The 15,922-nt window shown below is 45.2% G+C and carries 16 protein-coding genes; 1 reads left to right on the plus strand and 15 read right to left on the minus strand.

Annotated features, from left to right (window positions below; genetic code table 11):
• Positions 1 to 140: 140 nt before the first annotated feature.
• The 12 genes from ABEQ74_RS22205 to ABEQ74_RS22260 form a co-directional block, all read right to left on the minus strand.
• On the minus strand, positions 141 to 725 hold the full coding sequence (locus ABEQ74_RS22205; protein ID WP_430124326.1) for a GNAT family N-acetyltransferase: 585 nt from the start codon (positions 723 to 725) through the stop codon (positions 141 to 143).
• Positions 722 to 955 (minus strand): acyl carrier protein, encoded by a 234-nt coding sequence (locus ABEQ74_RS22210; protein WP_430124327.1) that lies wholly within the window; start codon positions 953 to 955, stop codon positions 722 to 724. The genes ABEQ74_RS22205 and ABEQ74_RS22210 overlap by 4 nt, the downstream gene beginning before the upstream one ends.
• The gene (locus ABEQ74_RS22215; RefSeq protein WP_430124329.1) at positions 952 to 2,664 is read right to left on the minus strand and encodes an HAD-IIIC family phosphatase; all 1,713 of its coding nucleotides are present in this window, start codon (positions 2,662 to 2,664) and stop codon (positions 952 to 954) included. The genes ABEQ74_RS22210 and ABEQ74_RS22215 overlap by 4 nt, the downstream gene beginning before the upstream one ends.
• 35 nt (positions 2,665 to 2,699) lie before the next feature.
• A complete protein-coding gene (locus ABEQ74_RS22220) occupies positions 2,700 to 3,881 on the minus strand; it encodes a hypothetical protein (RefSeq protein ID WP_430124330.1) in 1,182 nt (393 codons plus the stop codon).
• Positions 3,882 to 4,149: 268 nt separating this feature from the next.
• Complete coding sequence (locus tag ABEQ74_RS22225; RefSeq protein ID WP_430124331.1) at positions 4,150 to 5,235, minus strand: aminoglycoside phosphotransferase family protein; 1,086 nt, start codon at positions 5,233 to 5,235, stop codon at positions 4,150 to 4,152.
• 111 nt (positions 5,236 to 5,346) lie between these two features.
• The gene (locus tag ABEQ74_RS22230; RefSeq protein WP_430124332.1) at positions 5,347 to 5,640 is read right to left on the minus strand and encodes a hypothetical protein; all 294 of its coding nucleotides are present in this window, start codon (positions 5,638 to 5,640) and stop codon (positions 5,347 to 5,349) included.
• The gene (locus ABEQ74_RS22235; RefSeq protein ID WP_430124333.1) at positions 5,637 to 5,963 is read right to left on the minus strand and encodes a hypothetical protein; all 327 of its coding nucleotides are present in this window, start codon (positions 5,961 to 5,963) and stop codon (positions 5,637 to 5,639) included. The genes ABEQ74_RS22230 and ABEQ74_RS22235 overlap by 4 nt, the downstream gene beginning before the upstream one ends.
• Positions 5,960 to 6,274, minus strand: a complete 315-nt coding sequence (locus ABEQ74_RS22240; RefSeq protein WP_430124334.1) for a hypothetical protein — start codon at positions 6,272 to 6,274, stop codon at positions 5,960 to 5,962. The genes ABEQ74_RS22235 and ABEQ74_RS22240 overlap by 4 nt, the downstream gene beginning before the upstream one ends.
• Positions 6,275 to 6,310: 36 nt before the next feature.
• Positions 6,311 to 6,652 carry a hypothetical protein gene (locus tag ABEQ74_RS22245; RefSeq protein WP_053489468.1) on the minus strand — a complete coding sequence of 114 codons (342 nt, stop codon included), beginning with the start codon at positions 6,650 to 6,652 and terminating at the stop codon, positions 6,311 to 6,313.
• 85 nt (positions 6,653 to 6,737) lie between these two features.
• Complete coding sequence (locus ABEQ74_RS22250; RefSeq protein WP_430124335.1) at positions 6,738 to 7,442, minus strand: glycosyltransferase family 2 protein; 705 nt, start codon at positions 7,440 to 7,442, stop codon at positions 6,738 to 6,740.
• Between the two features lie 363 nt (positions 7,443 to 7,805).
• Positions 7,806 to 8,384, minus strand: a complete 579-nt coding sequence (locus ABEQ74_RS22255) for a WIAG-tail domain (protein ID WP_430124337.1) — start codon at positions 8,382 to 8,384, stop codon at positions 7,806 to 7,808.
• Between the two features lie 72 nt (positions 8,385 to 8,456).
• Positions 8,457 to 9,602, minus strand: a complete 1,146-nt coding sequence (locus ABEQ74_RS22260) for a glycosyltransferase family 4 protein (protein WP_430124338.1) — start codon at positions 9,600 to 9,602, stop codon at positions 8,457 to 8,459.
• Positions 9,603 to 9,780: 178 nt separating this feature from the next.
• Here ABEQ74_RS22260 and ABEQ74_RS22265 point away from each other — a divergent pair, with 178 nt between their 5' ends.
• Positions 9,781 to 10,884, plus strand: a complete 1,104-nt coding sequence (locus tag ABEQ74_RS22265) for a YheC/YheD family protein (RefSeq protein ID WP_430124339.1) — start codon at positions 9,781 to 9,783, stop codon at positions 10,882 to 10,884.
• 56 nt (positions 10,885 to 10,940) lie between these two features.
• Here the strand turns inward: ABEQ74_RS22265 and ABEQ74_RS22270 are convergent, their stop codons facing one another.
• Genes ABEQ74_RS22270 through ABEQ74_RS22280 form a run of 3 tightly spaced genes read right to left on the minus strand, consistent with a single transcriptional unit; the run spans position 10,941 to position 15,785 of the window.
• Positions 10,941 to 12,215, minus strand: coding sequence for a hypothetical protein (locus ABEQ74_RS22270; RefSeq protein WP_430124340.1), 1,275 nt, complete (start codon positions 12,213 to 12,215; stop codon positions 10,941 to 10,943).
• Complete coding sequence (locus tag ABEQ74_RS22275; RefSeq protein WP_430124341.1) at positions 12,181 to 14,574, minus strand: DUF5704 domain-containing protein; 2,394 nt, start codon at positions 14,572 to 14,574, stop codon at positions 12,181 to 12,183. Before ABEQ74_RS22275 ends, ABEQ74_RS22270 begins: the two co-directional genes overlap by 35 nt.
• Positions 14,575 to 14,585: 11 nt before the next feature.
• A complete protein-coding gene (locus tag ABEQ74_RS22280) occupies positions 14,586 to 15,785 on the minus strand; it encodes an S-layer homology domain-containing protein (RefSeq protein WP_430124342.1) in 1,200 nt (399 codons plus the stop codon).
• Positions 15,786 to 15,922: the final 137 nt, after the last annotated feature.

The raw sequence follows: 15,922 nt of genomic DNA on the forward strand, positions 1-15,922 counted from the left end.
CTGAGAGAAGCAACGGCGAATTCACCCGATATATTACCCATGTCATTCTTTTCTTTGATATATATAGAAAAGACAGCGAGTTATTTCGCTGTCGTCAGTAAACAAGTCATATATTTCTTTCATTCCGCAATGATAAGTTACTATTTTTCCGGATTCTCCCTCAGCAGACGCTCCGCCAATATTGCAGGCTTCTCTAATCTTTGTTGAATCATAGGCCAGTTCTCCTTCGTAGCCGTATGAATAACCATGTCATAGGAAACGCCTCTAATGGTAAGACCATTATGTTCAATTCCGGTCCGGGCCAAACCACAGTTATCATGAAAAGAAACGACACTCGCGTTCTCAATAACGGTATTGGAAAATACACTGGACAAACCCAGAATATCGAACGCAACGTGAAAAATAAGCCATACGCTGGCAGGAGCGGCAGGGATCGAATCGGAAATGATCCATCTTCCCCAATTCCCTTCTTGACTATCAATATCATAGATCGCAATGGTTCCGATCGGCACTCCTGAGAGAAGCTCAATGCAGAAGTAATAGTCGCCCTCTCTATGAAAATATTGTTTCAACCATGATTCATGAATTGAATAACGAGAGTCGATTTCTCCGATATACTTCGATAACTCTGGCGATCTTCTTAGCTTGAAAATAAAATCTGCATCTTCCATCGTAATCGGTCTTAATCGAATTCCGAAACGTTCAACCGTGATGTTATGGTTCACGACTTCACCTCGATAATCTTGGCGATGTCATCCAAGCTTTGAATTCCCGCTACTTCCCTAATGGAGAAGCGAACATCAAATTGCTCTTCAAGACGAAGAATGAGTTCCATATGTTTTAAAGAATCCCAACTCGCCAGCTCTTCCCGCTTTGGATTATCATGAGGTGGAAATGCGGTGTTTAATACCTCGGATAAGATCGACCCGATTTGTTTGCGTAATTCTGTAGTCATCGATTTACCTCCACTCTAGCAGGATGACTTCCGCAAGCTGCTTTTACACGTGCATAGAGATCTTTAAGCGACAGTTGTTCAGGCGAGCCCGTAACAAAACGCTTTATCCAATCCAAGGCGGGAGCATTGCGCGGCCCCTGAACCATTTCAATATTGATACGCTGCATCCCTCGATCTATTAATTTCTTCAAGATCCAGGCAAAGGCTACCGTTTCAATCTCACGTCCAAGCGCCCTGCAGCTAAAAAGCGTTTCAATTAAATGTGCTTGCTCACCATCCAGCCGGCATATAAAAGCGCCAATTATTCCACTGTCTGACAGTATATCCGTGAGGCGAATAGTAACCGTAATATATTTTGAGGCATTCATAACGTCACTCGCCTCAATTTCTGTCATCCTCCTTAATGCCAGGTTAAACTGATTCGTTTTATGACTTAATTCATGCAGCCGCGTGACATGGGAAGCTTCATTCTCATAGATGGTTACAACCATGTTCAAGCTATCTAAATAGGAACGATAGTCCGATGCTGTTTGTCTAATCTTCTCCCTTGCTTGATTGGCTTGAATATCGGTTGTTCTGGATACGGCTATGCTATCCGGGTGAAGTTGATATAATCCGGGAAAATGACATAATCCAAGCATCGTTTCTTCACCGCTTTCTTTTGCGCGGAAAAGACGAACAACTGGCAGTGCAGCGGCCATCTTCACCAATTCCGCAGGATTGTCATCCACAAACAAGAAAGCAGACGGGTCGATATTCAGTATTCGTGCCAAGACATTCAGATTTTCTGCTTTTGTCTGCCAATTCGCGCAGACAGCTGCAAAATCATCCCATTTTAGCGGAAAATCGCTCCGGGCATCAAACAGAGCCTTAACATCTTCTTCTTCATTACGGCTGCACAACGTGAGCAGCACTCCTGATTGTTTAAGCCGGAGCAGCAGCCTTTGCAGCCGATGGTGGCCTTCAGTTAATGTTATCCCTTCTACCCCTTCCTCTCCCAATACCCCGGTATAAAGCGTATCATCAAGATCAAGAGCAATCGCTTTAAGTCTCGGAACACAGGAAGCAGGTAAGAGATGTACACCAAGGTGGCGGGAGATCATCGTCGTTGCCTGATTGGAAAATGGGTAGTTGCTGATTTCATCGTTCCGATAATCATAAAAGGATTCAGTACCTTCATGGGTCAATTGGGCTAAATCAATCAATACACAACCTATGTTGTTCTCAACCGACTCCAACAAATACGAATTTAACTTTCGGAACCATCCACGATCACTTGCACGGAAGCTGAGCACCCTATTTGCGTCTTCCAGAGACTCCGGCCAGTTATTAATCCAGATCGGTTTATCCGTTATCATACGGAGTTTACCGATCCGTTCATTTAGCCAATGAGCAGCTTCCTGTGCGCTCATAGAGCGGGCGTAGATCCGCCAATCTAACCAGATGATATATACATCTGCCTGAGTTTCCCTCCCAATACCGGACAGAGCGTTATCATAATCAGAGTAATCAAAACAGACATCAGCCTCCCATAAACCACAAAACGGAGGCATCAGATTGGCAACAAACTCAAAGGGCATCGTTCTGTCGACTCGTATTTGGAAGGTTCGATTGCATGGGAGCTTCGGGCTTCCTGCAATCCGAGCCCTGGAGGGGAGGGAGCAAAGCAAAGAATCCGCCAGTTCAAGATAGGTTAAAACATGGTTCATACCTGTACCTCCCTCCTGTTTTTAAACAGCTTTGATTAATATAAGCCGAGTTCCTTGCCCCAGATATTGAGTTTCTCCAAATAATGATCCAGTAAATATACCTGCTTCAGACCATCTATTCCCCAATGAAGCTGCTGATACAAGCTTCGTTCCAACACACGCTGCAAATAGGCCATTTTGTATAACACAACGGGGTCTGCATCAAACTGAATACCATATTTAAGCATTTCTGCAGCATATTGAGGAGCACAACGTTGTATTACCGCCTCTTCGTCGCCTCTCCAGTCCTTACGGTATGCAAAAAATACACCCATTAAATTAAACATATCAAACCAACATGGTGAAAAACGTGCGCCTTCCCAATCGATAAATTTAATGTTCCAGGTCTCTTCAGATACATTGTGACAGCCCATATTAGGTGTTTGTAAATCATTGTGAATGATACTTTTACCAGCATGAAGGAGTTCCGAGAAATAAACGGGGCCTTTTTTCAAAATGCTCTTTACATTAGAATAGCTGGATTCCAGCCTAGGCTTTAATTCTGGATTTTCCATTGCCTTATCCAAGTATTCCAGGGTTCTTTCATGATTCTTCTGCCGTTCGAGGGTGGAAGCATCGGAATCGTAAAGAGGGAGCCATTCATCGAATACTTCCCAATTATCATAGAAATTTTGGTTGTAGGTGAGAGCGTGAAGTTTGGCCAAAGAAGGGATAACTCGGTCAAAACTATCCGGCGTAAAAATGACCTGACCTTTTACTTGAGGTACATATTCCATAAATACCCAAGCGTCTTCGCCATTCACTCCTTCCACAATCATATAGATGTCAGGCATCAGTTCAGGCAAGATACTTTTTGCTTTTCGGTACATATTTAATTCGATTAATTTTTGCTCGTTCACAGGTGCTTTAAATGTTTTTAAAATGATCGGATACGATTGTTGATTCGCAGCGATTTCAAGCTTCCAGATTGAGCTCTTATCCGTCTCTTTTAGGCATTCCATATTATTGTCGTTCAGGACAACCGGTGAACCGAAATGACTCGCAATTTGGTCCGCACATCGAAGCTCTCGCCATTTCATACTTATGTCATGAAGAGGCGGATTCATCGATAAGGCTTGCGCATCCTCATGCCCTTTACGGTATCCATCTTCTCTTCCCTTTCTGAAGCCATCCGTTCGACCGTGCTCGTATCCTCCGAAATTACCTGTTTTTGTCATGTCCGCGATCCTCCACTCCGTATTCCTTTTATATCCTATGTGAAGGACCTTCGACATGACATTAAAAAAATACGATTTAACATTCCACACACATGATTTAACATTCCTCGAATAATTGGATTACGATTAGCCAAGAATTTCTGCTCCTATCTGCTAACTGATTCTAAGAAATATACATAGATTCATCAAAAACAACGCAAAACAACCCGCTGAACACGCGGGTTATCCGAGTAGTACTCAACTTAGTATCCATTGGATCAAATAAGCACTAATAAAGCTCCAATTTTTTATCTAAAACTTTGATTTTTTCTAAATACACCGGCAGCAGCTTCGCCTCTTTTTTACCGGTAACAGCCCAATTCAGCTGCAGATACAACCCCTTCTCAAGTATTCGTTTTAGGAATGCCATCTGATACAGTTTGAATGGATCGGTTTTAAAGATAACTCCATGCCTTCTCATCTCATTCGAATATAACTGAACACAACGGCGGGTAATAATCTCCTCCTGATCTTCCCACTCTCGGCGGTATGCCAAGAAAACCCCGATCAAATTGACGAGATCAAACCAGCACGGAGCATATTTTGCACCTTCCCAATCAATAAACTTGATTTTCCACGATTTCTCCTTAACATTGTAGGCCGCTATGTTTGCAGTGTGAAGATCTCCGTGGATAATGCTGCAGCCTTCATGAACTACCTCCGGGAAATAATCTGGCCCTCTCTGCAGCAGGTCCTTCACGAGTGAGTAATATGGATTTATCATTTCTTTTAAATTGTTGTTTTTCATCGCTTCATCTAAATAATACAAAGTTAACTTATTTATCTTTTTTCTTTCTTCTCTCATAACATCGGAACTAAATTGAGGAAGCCAATCACCGAATAGTCGCTCATATTGTTTGAAGCGTTCATTCATCGTAGAGGAGTGAAGCTTCGCTAACGTAGGAATGATTTGGTCAAAGTGATCCGGATTATATTGCACCCGCCCTTTAAGAGGTGCGATGTATTCCATCAATACCCAAAAATCGCGCCCGTTTACATTTCTTTTGGTTTTATAAACTAATGGCATGAACGGCTGAAGTACTTTTTTTCCTTTTCGGTATATATTTTTCTCAACCGTGCTTTCCGGGCGGTCTTTTTCGAGCGGTTTCGAAATTTTTAGAATGATAGGAATGCGATTTTTTTCTTGTTTGATTTCAAGTTTCCATATGCTGCTTTTGTATGAGTCTTTTAAACATTCCATTGTTTGATGATTTAATCTCACTTCGGTGCCAAAGGACTTGAATGATTTGGAAAACTCCATCTTTCGCCATGTTTTTCTAATGAATCGCTTGTCTATTCTGCTGGTTGGACTCATTAGTCCTCACTCCATTTTTCGCTTTTAAACCATTGTATGTCGAACATAGAGATGCGCATCCATTCATTTGCCTAACAAACGGAGGTGTGCTGTGCTCGTTCTCCAGAGTCGTTATGCAGAGGCATCCGCCTGTCTGCCATCTTCATAACCTTTCGCAAATCCAGCTTTAAAGTCTTCCATGTAGGAATGATCGTACCCTTTGTCATGAACTTGAGATAAAGGTCGGGAGCTGCCGCCACCTGGCGGGGAGCTGTAACGGCCACCGGCTCGATGGCGCTTCCCTTTCTTGCCATGACGGCGCTTATTACCCGGTGACTTCAGACCACGCTGGATTTTGAACGAAGGCTTCTTCCGTGCAACACGAGATGATAGACGATGACTCCTGATAGATAAACTAATGCTCATACCGAATCCTTCTGCGAGGTTGAATGCTTAGCCTCTAGCCAGGATTCGTTGTAACATAACTGGCACTCGGAGTTTATCCAGGGCGATGCGGGATTTCCTAATTTAAAACGATTAAACGGAATGCCTGTCAACATTTCAGCCATCACGGACTGATAGTCGATAAGCAGCCGAATATTCTCCGCGAGAGTGCGCGCGGTTGTTTCAGAATGTGCCGTAACCTCCGCTATACTTTCCAGAATACTTGCCAGCGCTTGCTGACTTCTAGCAATGGATGATACCATAGCAATCTTGGCCTCATGTTCCCGCTGTATGCGCGCAATCATGAGTCCGTATCTCCGAAATCGAATGCATCAAATCCCATGGCGTCATCTTGTTCAGCGTCCGTTCCGAGAATAATTCGCAGATTCCGGCACAGACCGGAGCCTATTTTCGTCAAGCCCTCAATTTGCTCAACAATTTGCTCATGAATGGATAACGAATCCTTCAACTCTCCTTGGGAACGGGGATATTGAGTTAATACCCATCGACATACCTTTTCAGCTTCGACTGCTTTCCCTTGTAGAATGAGATAGGTATTATATTGAATAGTAACGGATGCATCGAGAATCCGCATGAACGACTCCTCTTTACTCACATACATTCCCCCTTAACCTATCGAAGTCGAATCCCATTATTCTTCGCCTTGCTCGTTCGCTTTAAGCTCTTTCATCGCGATTTCTAAACTGTCTGCCGATGTTTGCTGCAGGTCAGCCATCGCGCTCAAATATGCTGTAATGCTGCTATTGACTTGTTCCACCTGAGTTCCTGATGATTGACCTCCTGTTAGTTGCCCCCCTAACGATGGTCCACCTCGTGAACTCGATTCTTCGGAAACAGGGATTTCATGATTGGGTAATGAATGTATAATTTGAGCCATGCGGACTGCTGCATGACGCTGAGCTTCTAAAATGCGTGCTAACTGCTGCTGGGAATGCGAAAGATATTCAACCATATCATTAATTTTTTTCTCCACTACAAAACTCTCCTTTGCTCGTCATGTTTTTCAGCATATGCTTCGACAAGCTTCCTGGTGCAACGAATAATGTCTCCCCTTCCGATCAGACGAATATACCGTCAGCGTACAACATGGTTCTGTATTGCAGGGGAACACGTCCTAGCCATTCGCTCATGCTTTCTTGTAATGATGGAAGTCCCACATCTAACCATCCAACATCCGATAACAATTCTGGACGGAACAGAGCACAACATGCATTTAACCGATTATGAGTATCCAGTTCTTCTCTTAGCAGTAGTGGAACTCCGGTCTGTGCAAAGTTTACACATACTGATTTAGTAGCAGAGGCAGTATCCAACTCATCCGTCATTCTTCCAATCCAGTCATCCATAACAGGTGTACAGCCATACAAAATGACTAGCTTCTTCCCGTGCGCAGCACGAAGTGCCTTATTAAGAACCTCCGCTATTCCTTGGTCACTTCTCCCGCTAATATGCCGTACCACTCCGATTCTGCGGCGCATATATTTCCTGGTTCCTTCTGAGGATCCGACATCTGCAATAAGCAGCTCATATGGATGCGGCGTTAAGGCCTCGATCCTTCTGATCTTGCCAATAACATCTTCATAAGGATCTTGAATGGGAATAATGATGCTGACGCCATCAAATGAGCAATCGCTATCTTTTGCGCCATGTTGAACACCATAAGAATAGCCAATCATATACCCGTCCTTCCGTCCCTCAACAAGATCAGCTTTAGGAGGAGCCACCGTTAAAGATTTCCGTAAGCGAGCACCGCGTCTTCTCATCCTAAAACGTCCTTCATATGACTCCGCCTCCCGTATGTCTTATCTCTATATGAGGAAGAATACATTCCTGGTTTTCCTGTTCATCTAATTCATTGTATGTTTACTCCATTGCTCGGTGACGGCATCTACAAGGAGTGTTTCGTTCTCTAAACGCATCAATGATTTGTTCTATGTACACAACTTGATTGGAAGCATACGGTAAATGCTCATTAGTAATACGGCCGAATCCCTTAAAATTCACATTTGAAAATGGCCGGATAGCGGTTTATCCAGAATGGCAATCCATCATGAAGATGAATTGGGATTCACCCTGTTTACTAAAAAGGATGAGTGAAGTCTCTCTTCCCCCACCCTTTTCTTTCCTTACGTAGCCATCTGACCAATTGAAATCCAGTGCAACCCGCCTTCTGATATCATCGTACCTTCTGGTCGAATAATTTGGATGACAATCTCCGCATCCTGCCGTTTACGAATACCAGCCTGAAAGAACGGATCGCTGCATGATGCCACTACGACATAATGTTCATCTTGATAAGGGGTCTGAAGCGGTATCGTAACCTCGATCGAATCGAGTTCATCAGAAAAGGTGAAAGGGATATACCCAAACTGTTGAAGTAAAGGGATGCCCGGAATCCCTTGAACCGGATTAAATGACAGATGACTCGGATGAACCGATTCGAGTGCTAGTTTGGAAGATATGATGGATTCGGATGACAGATGAATACTGTGCACGGCATAATCCTCAATCGCCTCACTTCTTACACTTCGATGCTGCAGATGGGAAGCACAGATCGCATCATCAGTCAGCACATGGCCCCCATCATCCTCTACATCTGACCAGTTAGCAGAAGTTTCTCTGATGGTCATCTTTTTATGATAGCCATCGTGCTGCCGAAAGGCCCTTCTCCTTCTTATCCTGGTGATCCCTCTGGCTCTATTCACTGTCGGCTCTCTCCTCTGCTTCTAATCGTTACATTCATCCTATTCAAAAGATAGGGCTACTGCCACTGTCGGTTAGATGGTTTGCATCAGGTTAGCCCATCGTTCTGCCGTATGATCCCACCTGAAACGTTGACGTACCGTTTCACGACCTGCCATTCCGATTTGTGTACGCAGATTCTCGTCTTGAAGCAATCCGTTAATCCGTTCAGCGAGTCCGCCAGGAAAATCATCTCTTTGAACCAGATACCCCGTCACGCCGTTCTCCACAATCTCCGGGATACCACCTGCGTTCGCAGCGATGACTGGAACCCCAGCTGCCATTGCTTCAACATTCACGAGTCCAAAGGCCTCCCTCGACGCTGAGGGGACAGCCACAATATCAGCAAGTGAGTACCAGTCTGCAATCTCTGGATAAGGGACAAAAGGGCGAAAGTTTACCCAATGCAAATAAGGTCTGGCAGCTTTTTTCAATTCCCGGACATAGGCGGTTTCACGGTCGGACCCGTAAGCTGCACTTCCGATAATAAGCAATAAAACCTCTGGATGCTTGTCAATAATATGTGGCAGGACGTCAATCAGATGGTGAGCCCCTTTGTCAGGAATAAGCCGTCCCGCAAACAGGATAATACGACGCCCACTCCATCCGTAATGAGCAAGCTTTGCCTCTTTTAGTGCCTTGGCAGCAGGACTGAATACCGGATTAAAATGATCAAGACTAACACCAAGATGATTAATCATGATCTTCTCCAATAGCCAAGCATGTCTTGAGGTAATATCCTCCAGTAGAAAACGGCTGTTTACTACAATGCCGTCCATCCAGCGGGCAATGTTCCCAAAGCGCTGCTCACTCATATATGGAGGCATAATAAATGTATTGGAATGAAGGTTAAGTACGACTTTCACACACGGCAGATGCATTTTGAGGCGCTGGGCCAGCAGCGGCCGATTGTGGACTTCAATAATATCCGGTCTCCACTTCTGAAGCCTTCGCATCAAGGATGGATAATAATTAGCTCCAGATGGAAGACGGTAACATGGAACGCCGTTAATGGCATCTTTTGACGGCAATCCCTTCCCTAGCACACCATATATCCGTACTTCCATCGTATCCTGAGCCAAAGGAATGGTCTGCTCCACGACCCGCTCCACGGAGCTGCTTCTCCCTGATGGAATGACAAAAGACCCTGGCGTCACAACCGCCACCTTCCGCAAACTCATAACTCCACACCCTTCTCGCAACTTATCTATAACATATACCGGTTAATGGTCTATTGGTGACTAATTTCCAGATCATAATAGGCCAACTACGCGCGACACCCGTCCACCCGGGACAATCTCTCTTGAGCATACGATGTGGTACAAAGATTACATGATATTGGTAACAAGGAGGATGGCCATGCATCTGGAATTCGTCGGCATTCTGATCAACAACAATACGTATCGCAGAATTTCCAGCGGGAAAATCGGTACTGAATCACTGACCAACTATGAAGAAGCTGCTGCCGTGTACGGTCTGGTTCCTTGTTTTTTTACCATTCATCATATTTCACTCAGTACTGGAAAGGTAGCTGGTTATATACCGGCTCCAGCCGGATTTTCACGAGTGTATATTCCCATTCCACGTGCTGTTCATATGCGGGCTATCTATCATAAAAGACAGGAGCAAGAGCTGATTGATCAACTAATCAACCGCGGGGTATTTGTTTATAATGGACGGACACGTTACAGTAAAAACGTCATTCATCATATGTTAGAGCAGGACCCGGAAGTTTCACGATCCCTACCTCATACGGTGAAAGCTACCCCCGTCTCGATTCGCTCCATGCTTAGTCAGCACGGGGATCTTGTCCTAAAGCCTTGCAGTGGCAGCATCGGAGTTGGTATTATGCGATTGAAAGGAACCTCTTTGCACAGTCAATTCACCTATTCACGCTCCTCGCCATCAGCTAGTGGTTGGAGAACGGTTACATTGCCTCCCGGTAAGCTCCATCCCTTGATCCATCGGCGAATCAGGCAAGCCCCATTCCTTGTTCAACAGCGCATCCCACTTGCCGAACATGATGGCCGTCCATTCGATATTAGAGTTACCGTTCAGCGTGGAGGAAACGGGCGCTGGGAGGTCGCCGGCATGTTCGCTAAAACTTCGGCTCCCCGAATGTTCGTCTCCAATATTGCTCAAGGCGGCTCAGCCTATCGAGTACCAGACATACTATCCCTCTGTATGCCTGACGTACCCGCTGATCTTACTATAGAACGAATTGCTGAGTTTTCCATTTACATCGCCCGAATTCTGTCCCGGTCTATTCCGTATGCGGCCGATTTTGGAATGGATATAGGGATTACCGAAGAAGGAAAGCTCTATTTCATTGAATGCAACGGTTGCGATCAACGGTATGGATTTTTAGAGGCCGGCATGGCAGAAGTATGGAAACGCACATACCACAATCCAATGGCCTTTGCCCGTTATCTCTATGATCACGGGGTATGGCCACATGAATGAAGTATAAAAAAACAGCCTCTCCCTGATCGCAGGAAGAGGCTGTTTTTTTATGATTTTTAATGTGGTACCTGGGATTTGAAATCACCTTTACTGGACTTGTCGGCGTGATAAAATACGACATCCCCGTCCAGCAGCGTAAACTTCTTGCCATAGGGATCAAGATATGTGCGGGCGAAACCTTCAAGCTGCCACTGGTTCATGAGAGGCGCATGCAGGTACTGCAGATGCGGCCTAGTGGTATTGCCATCCCGAATCGTCTCGATGTTGAAGTTGACCACGATAAACCCTTTTTTCAGAAAGATAGAGGACTTCTCATCCAGCCGGTTACTCCGTCCATATGCTGCCAGGTCCGTTCCCTTCTTCACCACGTATACATCGGAGGGCAGACTGTATTCACCATACCAGCGCTGGACCGCCGCATTCGCACGTTCGGCGTCCACCGAGGCAGGCAGCCCTGCTTTAGGACCGATCAGTGTTCGTATACCGGCTGGCAGCAGCATCCAGTCGAGGCGTCCTACCCATGTCTTGCTTTTGCTGATGTTCTCCATATACTGCTTCGCATAGGCTGCGGCTGACATTCCTGGCTGTGCTCCTCCATGGTTGTACTGGTATGAAGCTGTGTCTTGCAGCTCACCCTGCGGAACGTTCCGCAGCCTTTCATTCAAGATGACATAACGCTTCTCTGCGTCCTGCGGGGAACCGATGCGAATGAACTTTCGCTCTCCGCTATGGTAGTACAGGTCAACTGCCTGACGTCCGCTGCCATCCGCATTCACGAAGTAAAAACTCGGTGTAATTGAAATACCGTCTTGTGCTCCAAACATATTCCCCTTCGTCTTGAGGTCGAATTTGAAATGGTAACCTGTCTTCACTGCTGCATTCTTGTAGCCTTGGATTGGATGCTTGCCTGGCGCGATAGGGAGCGTATAAGGCAGTGCATTCCCCCGTACCCCGCCATCAATATCGCGAAGTCCTGTCCAATAGGAAGCCCCGCTAGCTGCTGCGTTTCCTTTTTGTGTGCGGAAGACCGTCTCCCAGTTATAATCGGCAATATCCGTGATCTGGAAATCGTATACGCGCCCGATAACCTCCACTGGCTCAATATCTGTAGCGACATGGTGGGTCAAATTCAGATTCGCACTGGGCTGTGTGGTAAAATCGGAAGGCGCGTTCTCCGCAATCGTACGAAAGTACACTTGATAATCGCCCTCATCCACCCATACCGGCAGGAAAAACTCCGTATCCAGCTGAGCCGTCGGGATGGTGATCCAGGTGTCTTTTGGATAAAAGATGCTTTTATCGCTGCTGTATACATCGAAAGGAAAATACACCTGTTTCGATCGTACATATTTTGCATAGTCCCGATCTCCATACCCCTGTAGTTACCGTAAACGGCCGATCCAAGATGAAGGCAGATCGACTCGAGTTCGGGGTCGTCTTCTGGTTGTGGTCCTGATCATCCGTAACGGATGAATAATTGACTACAGGAGTATGGACAGTGACAGTGTTTATGGCGTTTACGGGATAGGATTTAGGAGAACCGCCATTAATATTGCCGGGTATGAGATCATACTCAATCGTCCCCGTACTTGGCGTATTCTTCTTATTTAGCAGCGTACTGCTGATAAGATAGTTTTTGCCGTATAGGACATCCCTATTAATGGTCGAAGCCGGAGGAATGATCCCTGGTATCGGAGCGGCTTCCTGGGCCCAACTGTCACTCATTACGGTGGATCCATTGAATAGCACCTTATCATTTTTCACCTGGTTTTGGCCTACAGCCGACTCCGCTGCCGACGTGAAATCCGTTGATGGCACTACGGGTCTGCTGGATCCCCCCGGGACGGTTTCGGTTCCTAAATCAACCTCTTCGCATGGAGAGGCCTTCACATGGTCTTCGACACGGGCACTATGATCGGATGTAAGGATTGGAGGCGTGTATCCGGTAGGCGTCAAGCTGACCGAGCCGCCAGGTAATGCGTAGTTGCTCACAGTCGACCTGCCTAGCTTATAAACCTCGAGGTTGTCGATTTGCCAATATGAATATGGCCGGATAATCGCAAGGCGTTCCTCTACCGGAACCTCTTCTCGCATAGGTTTGTCAGGCGTGCCAGGATCATTCGGTCCCGAGCTTGGCGTTCCGGGGATCGTCCAAGTGAGAATATACTTCTTTTTGACAGGAACAGTGTAGGTGATCTCACCGCTCATATTTGCCCATTGATTCTGGTACAGATAGTTAAGCCCAAACACGTTGACGTACAGAGTTTCAGAAGTCGGTATCCCATCCAGGACATTAAACTGTTCTGAATCTCGCTGATCCGCTTTGATGACACCCGTAGCCACTGGATCCATCACCGTGTGCGATGTTACGGTACCCTTCCTCGCCGCACCGATTTGGATTCCGCACGTGCTTGGAGGATTTCCAGGTCCTCCTCCAGTATTTCCGCAAGACGAACCTGTCCCAACCTGAATCTTAACGTCTGCGGATTCATCCAGGGCCTGAGCCGCATCCTTAAAATGAGCTGTTATCGTTGCCCCTCCGGTTGCAGCCACGGCTGTGACGGCACCCGAATCATTGATGGACATGATGCTGCTATCCGAGCTTCGCCAGGTTAACTTGTCATGTTTTTGCAGATTGTATGTGCTGCCGTCCACCTTCGTTAAAGTCGCTGTAAGCTGAATGGTACCAGATGGTGCCACACAGGTCGGGCCCGTAATCTCCAAGCCTGATGTTCCATCTGCAAAGGTGGCTCGGAGGAGTTTGTCTTTGTACATATAAGTATACGAATCAAAATCTACGAAGAACTTGGAGAAGTACCAAACCTGCTTAGATTTGGGGTTAGCCCAGTATCGATTATATGTGTCGTTGTTGAAGGTTTGGGAGAAGTTAATAATGATGACATCTAACTCACTATTATTGTTTTCTACTCTAGCTACTTCCCCGCCCAATGTGCTTGGATCTGTTCTTCCAGTTGTTCCATGTACATCCGGTATATCTGTCATAAAATCAATACGTGTATTTGATGCCGTAACTTCATTGGATATAGCACCGCTACGAATCCAAGTTCTGTGTAATGAATTTCCAGGTTCCTCTATTAAAAACGCTTCTGAACGATTGATTTTCGCTTCTAATTTTGGATCTGTACATCCTGGGTATTTAGGCAATTGACGTCCATGGATGGTCTCTTTTTCAACATTGACATTACATCTGGGATCTTTATTATCCATAATCAATCCAGTTGTACTAGAGGCTTTCCAGATCTGCCCATAACCATTACCCGCATCATTTACAGACCATCTATCCCAGTAATATACACCTCCATAATTTGAGTTATCTCTTGACCTTACTTTTAACTTTGTACCACTTAACTTATCCTTCCCTTTCCATGTTGTTAAACCAGGCGTAAAACCATTAATTGATCTTATTGGTGTATTTGTTGATTTGCTAACCCATTCTAGCTTCTTGATGATTTTGCCGGCAGGAGCATTTACGGTGATACTCTTGGTTTCTAATTCCTTCTTTGCAGAGAATATGTATCCACTGTATTCATAGTCACTAGGTTCGGTAGCGAAATCAAAGTTTATCTCCTGAGTAGTATCATTTGGAGCGCTCACTACTAGATCAATAGGAATCAATAATGATAACAGTGAAACTATCAATAAAAAGGTAAACACTCTTATTTTCTTCATGATCGCATTCCTTATCGAATAAGAATCGAACTTGAGAGAGTACTTTGATATAGAGTAGCACCAGCCGAGATGGTTGATACTAATAAATTTAGAGAGCCTGTTGTACTAAATCCTGTCTTGGGAAGTACAAGGCCATAAATTTGTTTCTTGGGATCCCTAGATTCAATTGGAAATGCCATATTTATTTCTGTATCATTTGGCTTTCCATTATAGCCAGTTATTGAAAGACTCAATCGATCAAACGGATACAATTTAGGTTTCTTATTCACTACATAGTGAGATTTCAGAACAATAACATAGGCCTGAAGATCATCTGTAAAAACATTCGATTTTGCTCCATACACCCAAACTAACTTCTCTTTGCTCGGCAATAATTTACGGTTTGGATCTTTCGGATCATTCCAATCAATGGCTATTAATTCATCTACTTGGGCAATAACGGACCCATCGGATGCACCGAACTGCAGCTTCGACAATTTCCACGAGTCTATACCTACGTTCTTGTTATTGTTATCCGGCCCATTAAAAATTTCTGACGCTACAGAAAAGATATTAGTCTTATGCCAATACACTTCGGCTGCCGATACGGCATACTGATCAACAGGAAGCTCTTTACCGCTCTTTGCCTGGAGCAATCTCTCAATAACTACGATGGCTTGAGCTCTTGTGGTCGTGCCTGTTGGAGAAATCACCCCCGGCGCAGTTCCCGACAAGATGCCATCCTTGGATGCAAGATACATCCACTGCTTCTCTTCCACATTCTTATGACCAAGTGCCCTTACCGCTAGCTTGGACATCTCTTCACGTGTCATATATTGAGTCAGATTACGATTCGCAAAATCTCCGGCCATATAAACTCCCGCCGATTCAGCGGCAGCAACATAGGGTGCGTACCATGTTTCTTTACTTGAGGCATTCACCTCAAGCTTCAAGGCGGTAACCGCCATTTTAATAAATTCTGCTCTGGTTACCTCTTTATTAGGCAAAAATCTCTGATCCGGATATCCATCCACATATCCTCGTTTCACCGCATCAAGAATAGCTGCCTGGGCCCAGTGCCCCTCAATATCCGTGAAATGGGGAGCGACTGCCCTCTGAATCTCACCCGTCTTGCTAGCTGTGCTGTCTTGCGCGGCTTTCACCTCATTCTGATACAAGCTTCCAATGAGCACAGCTAGCGCCAATAATACAATTATTGACTTGCTTTTCATGAATATCCTCCTCTAAATAAACTGTAAAATAAACCAATGGGACTGCCTCATATCTCCTTCCTATGCCCTTGCTTAGGGACATTATCCGCGAACTCTCATAAGTTTCACAATATTCCCATTTTTGTATGTATGAGAGA

This window comes from Paenibacillus solani (assembly GCF_050475945.1).
GTDB lineage: Bacteria > Bacillota > Bacilli > Paenibacillales > Paenibacillaceae > Paenibacillus_AQ > Paenibacillus_AQ solani_A.

Bases quoted from the DNA above. Each gene is read 5' to 3' on its own strand.
- ABEQ74_RS22210 (WP_430124327.1), bottom strand. From the start codon at position 955: ATGACTACAGAATTACGCAAACAAATCGGGTCGATCTTATCCGAGGTA.
- ABEQ74_RS22215 (WP_430124329.1), bottom strand. From the start codon at position 2,664: ATGAACCATGTTTTAACCTATCTTGAACTGGCGGATTCTTTGCTTTGC.
- ABEQ74_RS22220 (WP_430124330.1), bottom strand. From the start codon at position 3,881: ATGACAAAAACAGGTAATTTCGGAGGATACGAGCACGGTCGAACGGAT.
- ABEQ74_RS22225 (WP_430124331.1), bottom strand. From the start codon at position 5,235: ATGAGTCCAACCAGCAGAATAGACAAGCGATTCATTAGAAAAACATGG.
- ABEQ74_RS22230 (WP_430124332.1), bottom strand. From the start codon at position 5,640: ATGAGCATTAGTTTATCTATCAGGAGTCATCGTCTATCATCTCGTGTT.
- ABEQ74_RS22235 (WP_430124333.1), bottom strand. From the start codon at position 5,963: ATGATTGCGCGCATACAGCGGGAACATGAGGCCAAGATTGCTATGGTA.
- ABEQ74_RS22250 (WP_430124335.1), bottom strand. From the start codon at position 7,442: ATGAGAAGACGCGGTGCTCGCTTACGGAAATCTTTAACGGTGGCTCCT.
- ABEQ74_RS22260 (WP_430124338.1), bottom strand. From the start codon at position 9,602: ATGAGTTTGCGGAAGGTGGCGGTTGTGACGCCAGGGTCTTTTGTCATT.
- ABEQ74_RS22265 (WP_430124339.1), top strand. From the start codon at position 9,781: ATGCATCTGGAATTCGTCGGCATTCTGATCAACAACAATACGTATCGC.
- ABEQ74_RS22275 (WP_430124341.1), bottom strand. From the start codon at position 14,574: ATGAAGAAAATAAGAGTGTTTACCTTTTTATTGATAGTTTCACTGTTA.
- ABEQ74_RS22280 (WP_430124342.1), bottom strand. From the start codon at position 15,785: ATGAAAAGCAAGTCAATAATTGTATTATTGGCGCTAGCTGTGCTCATT.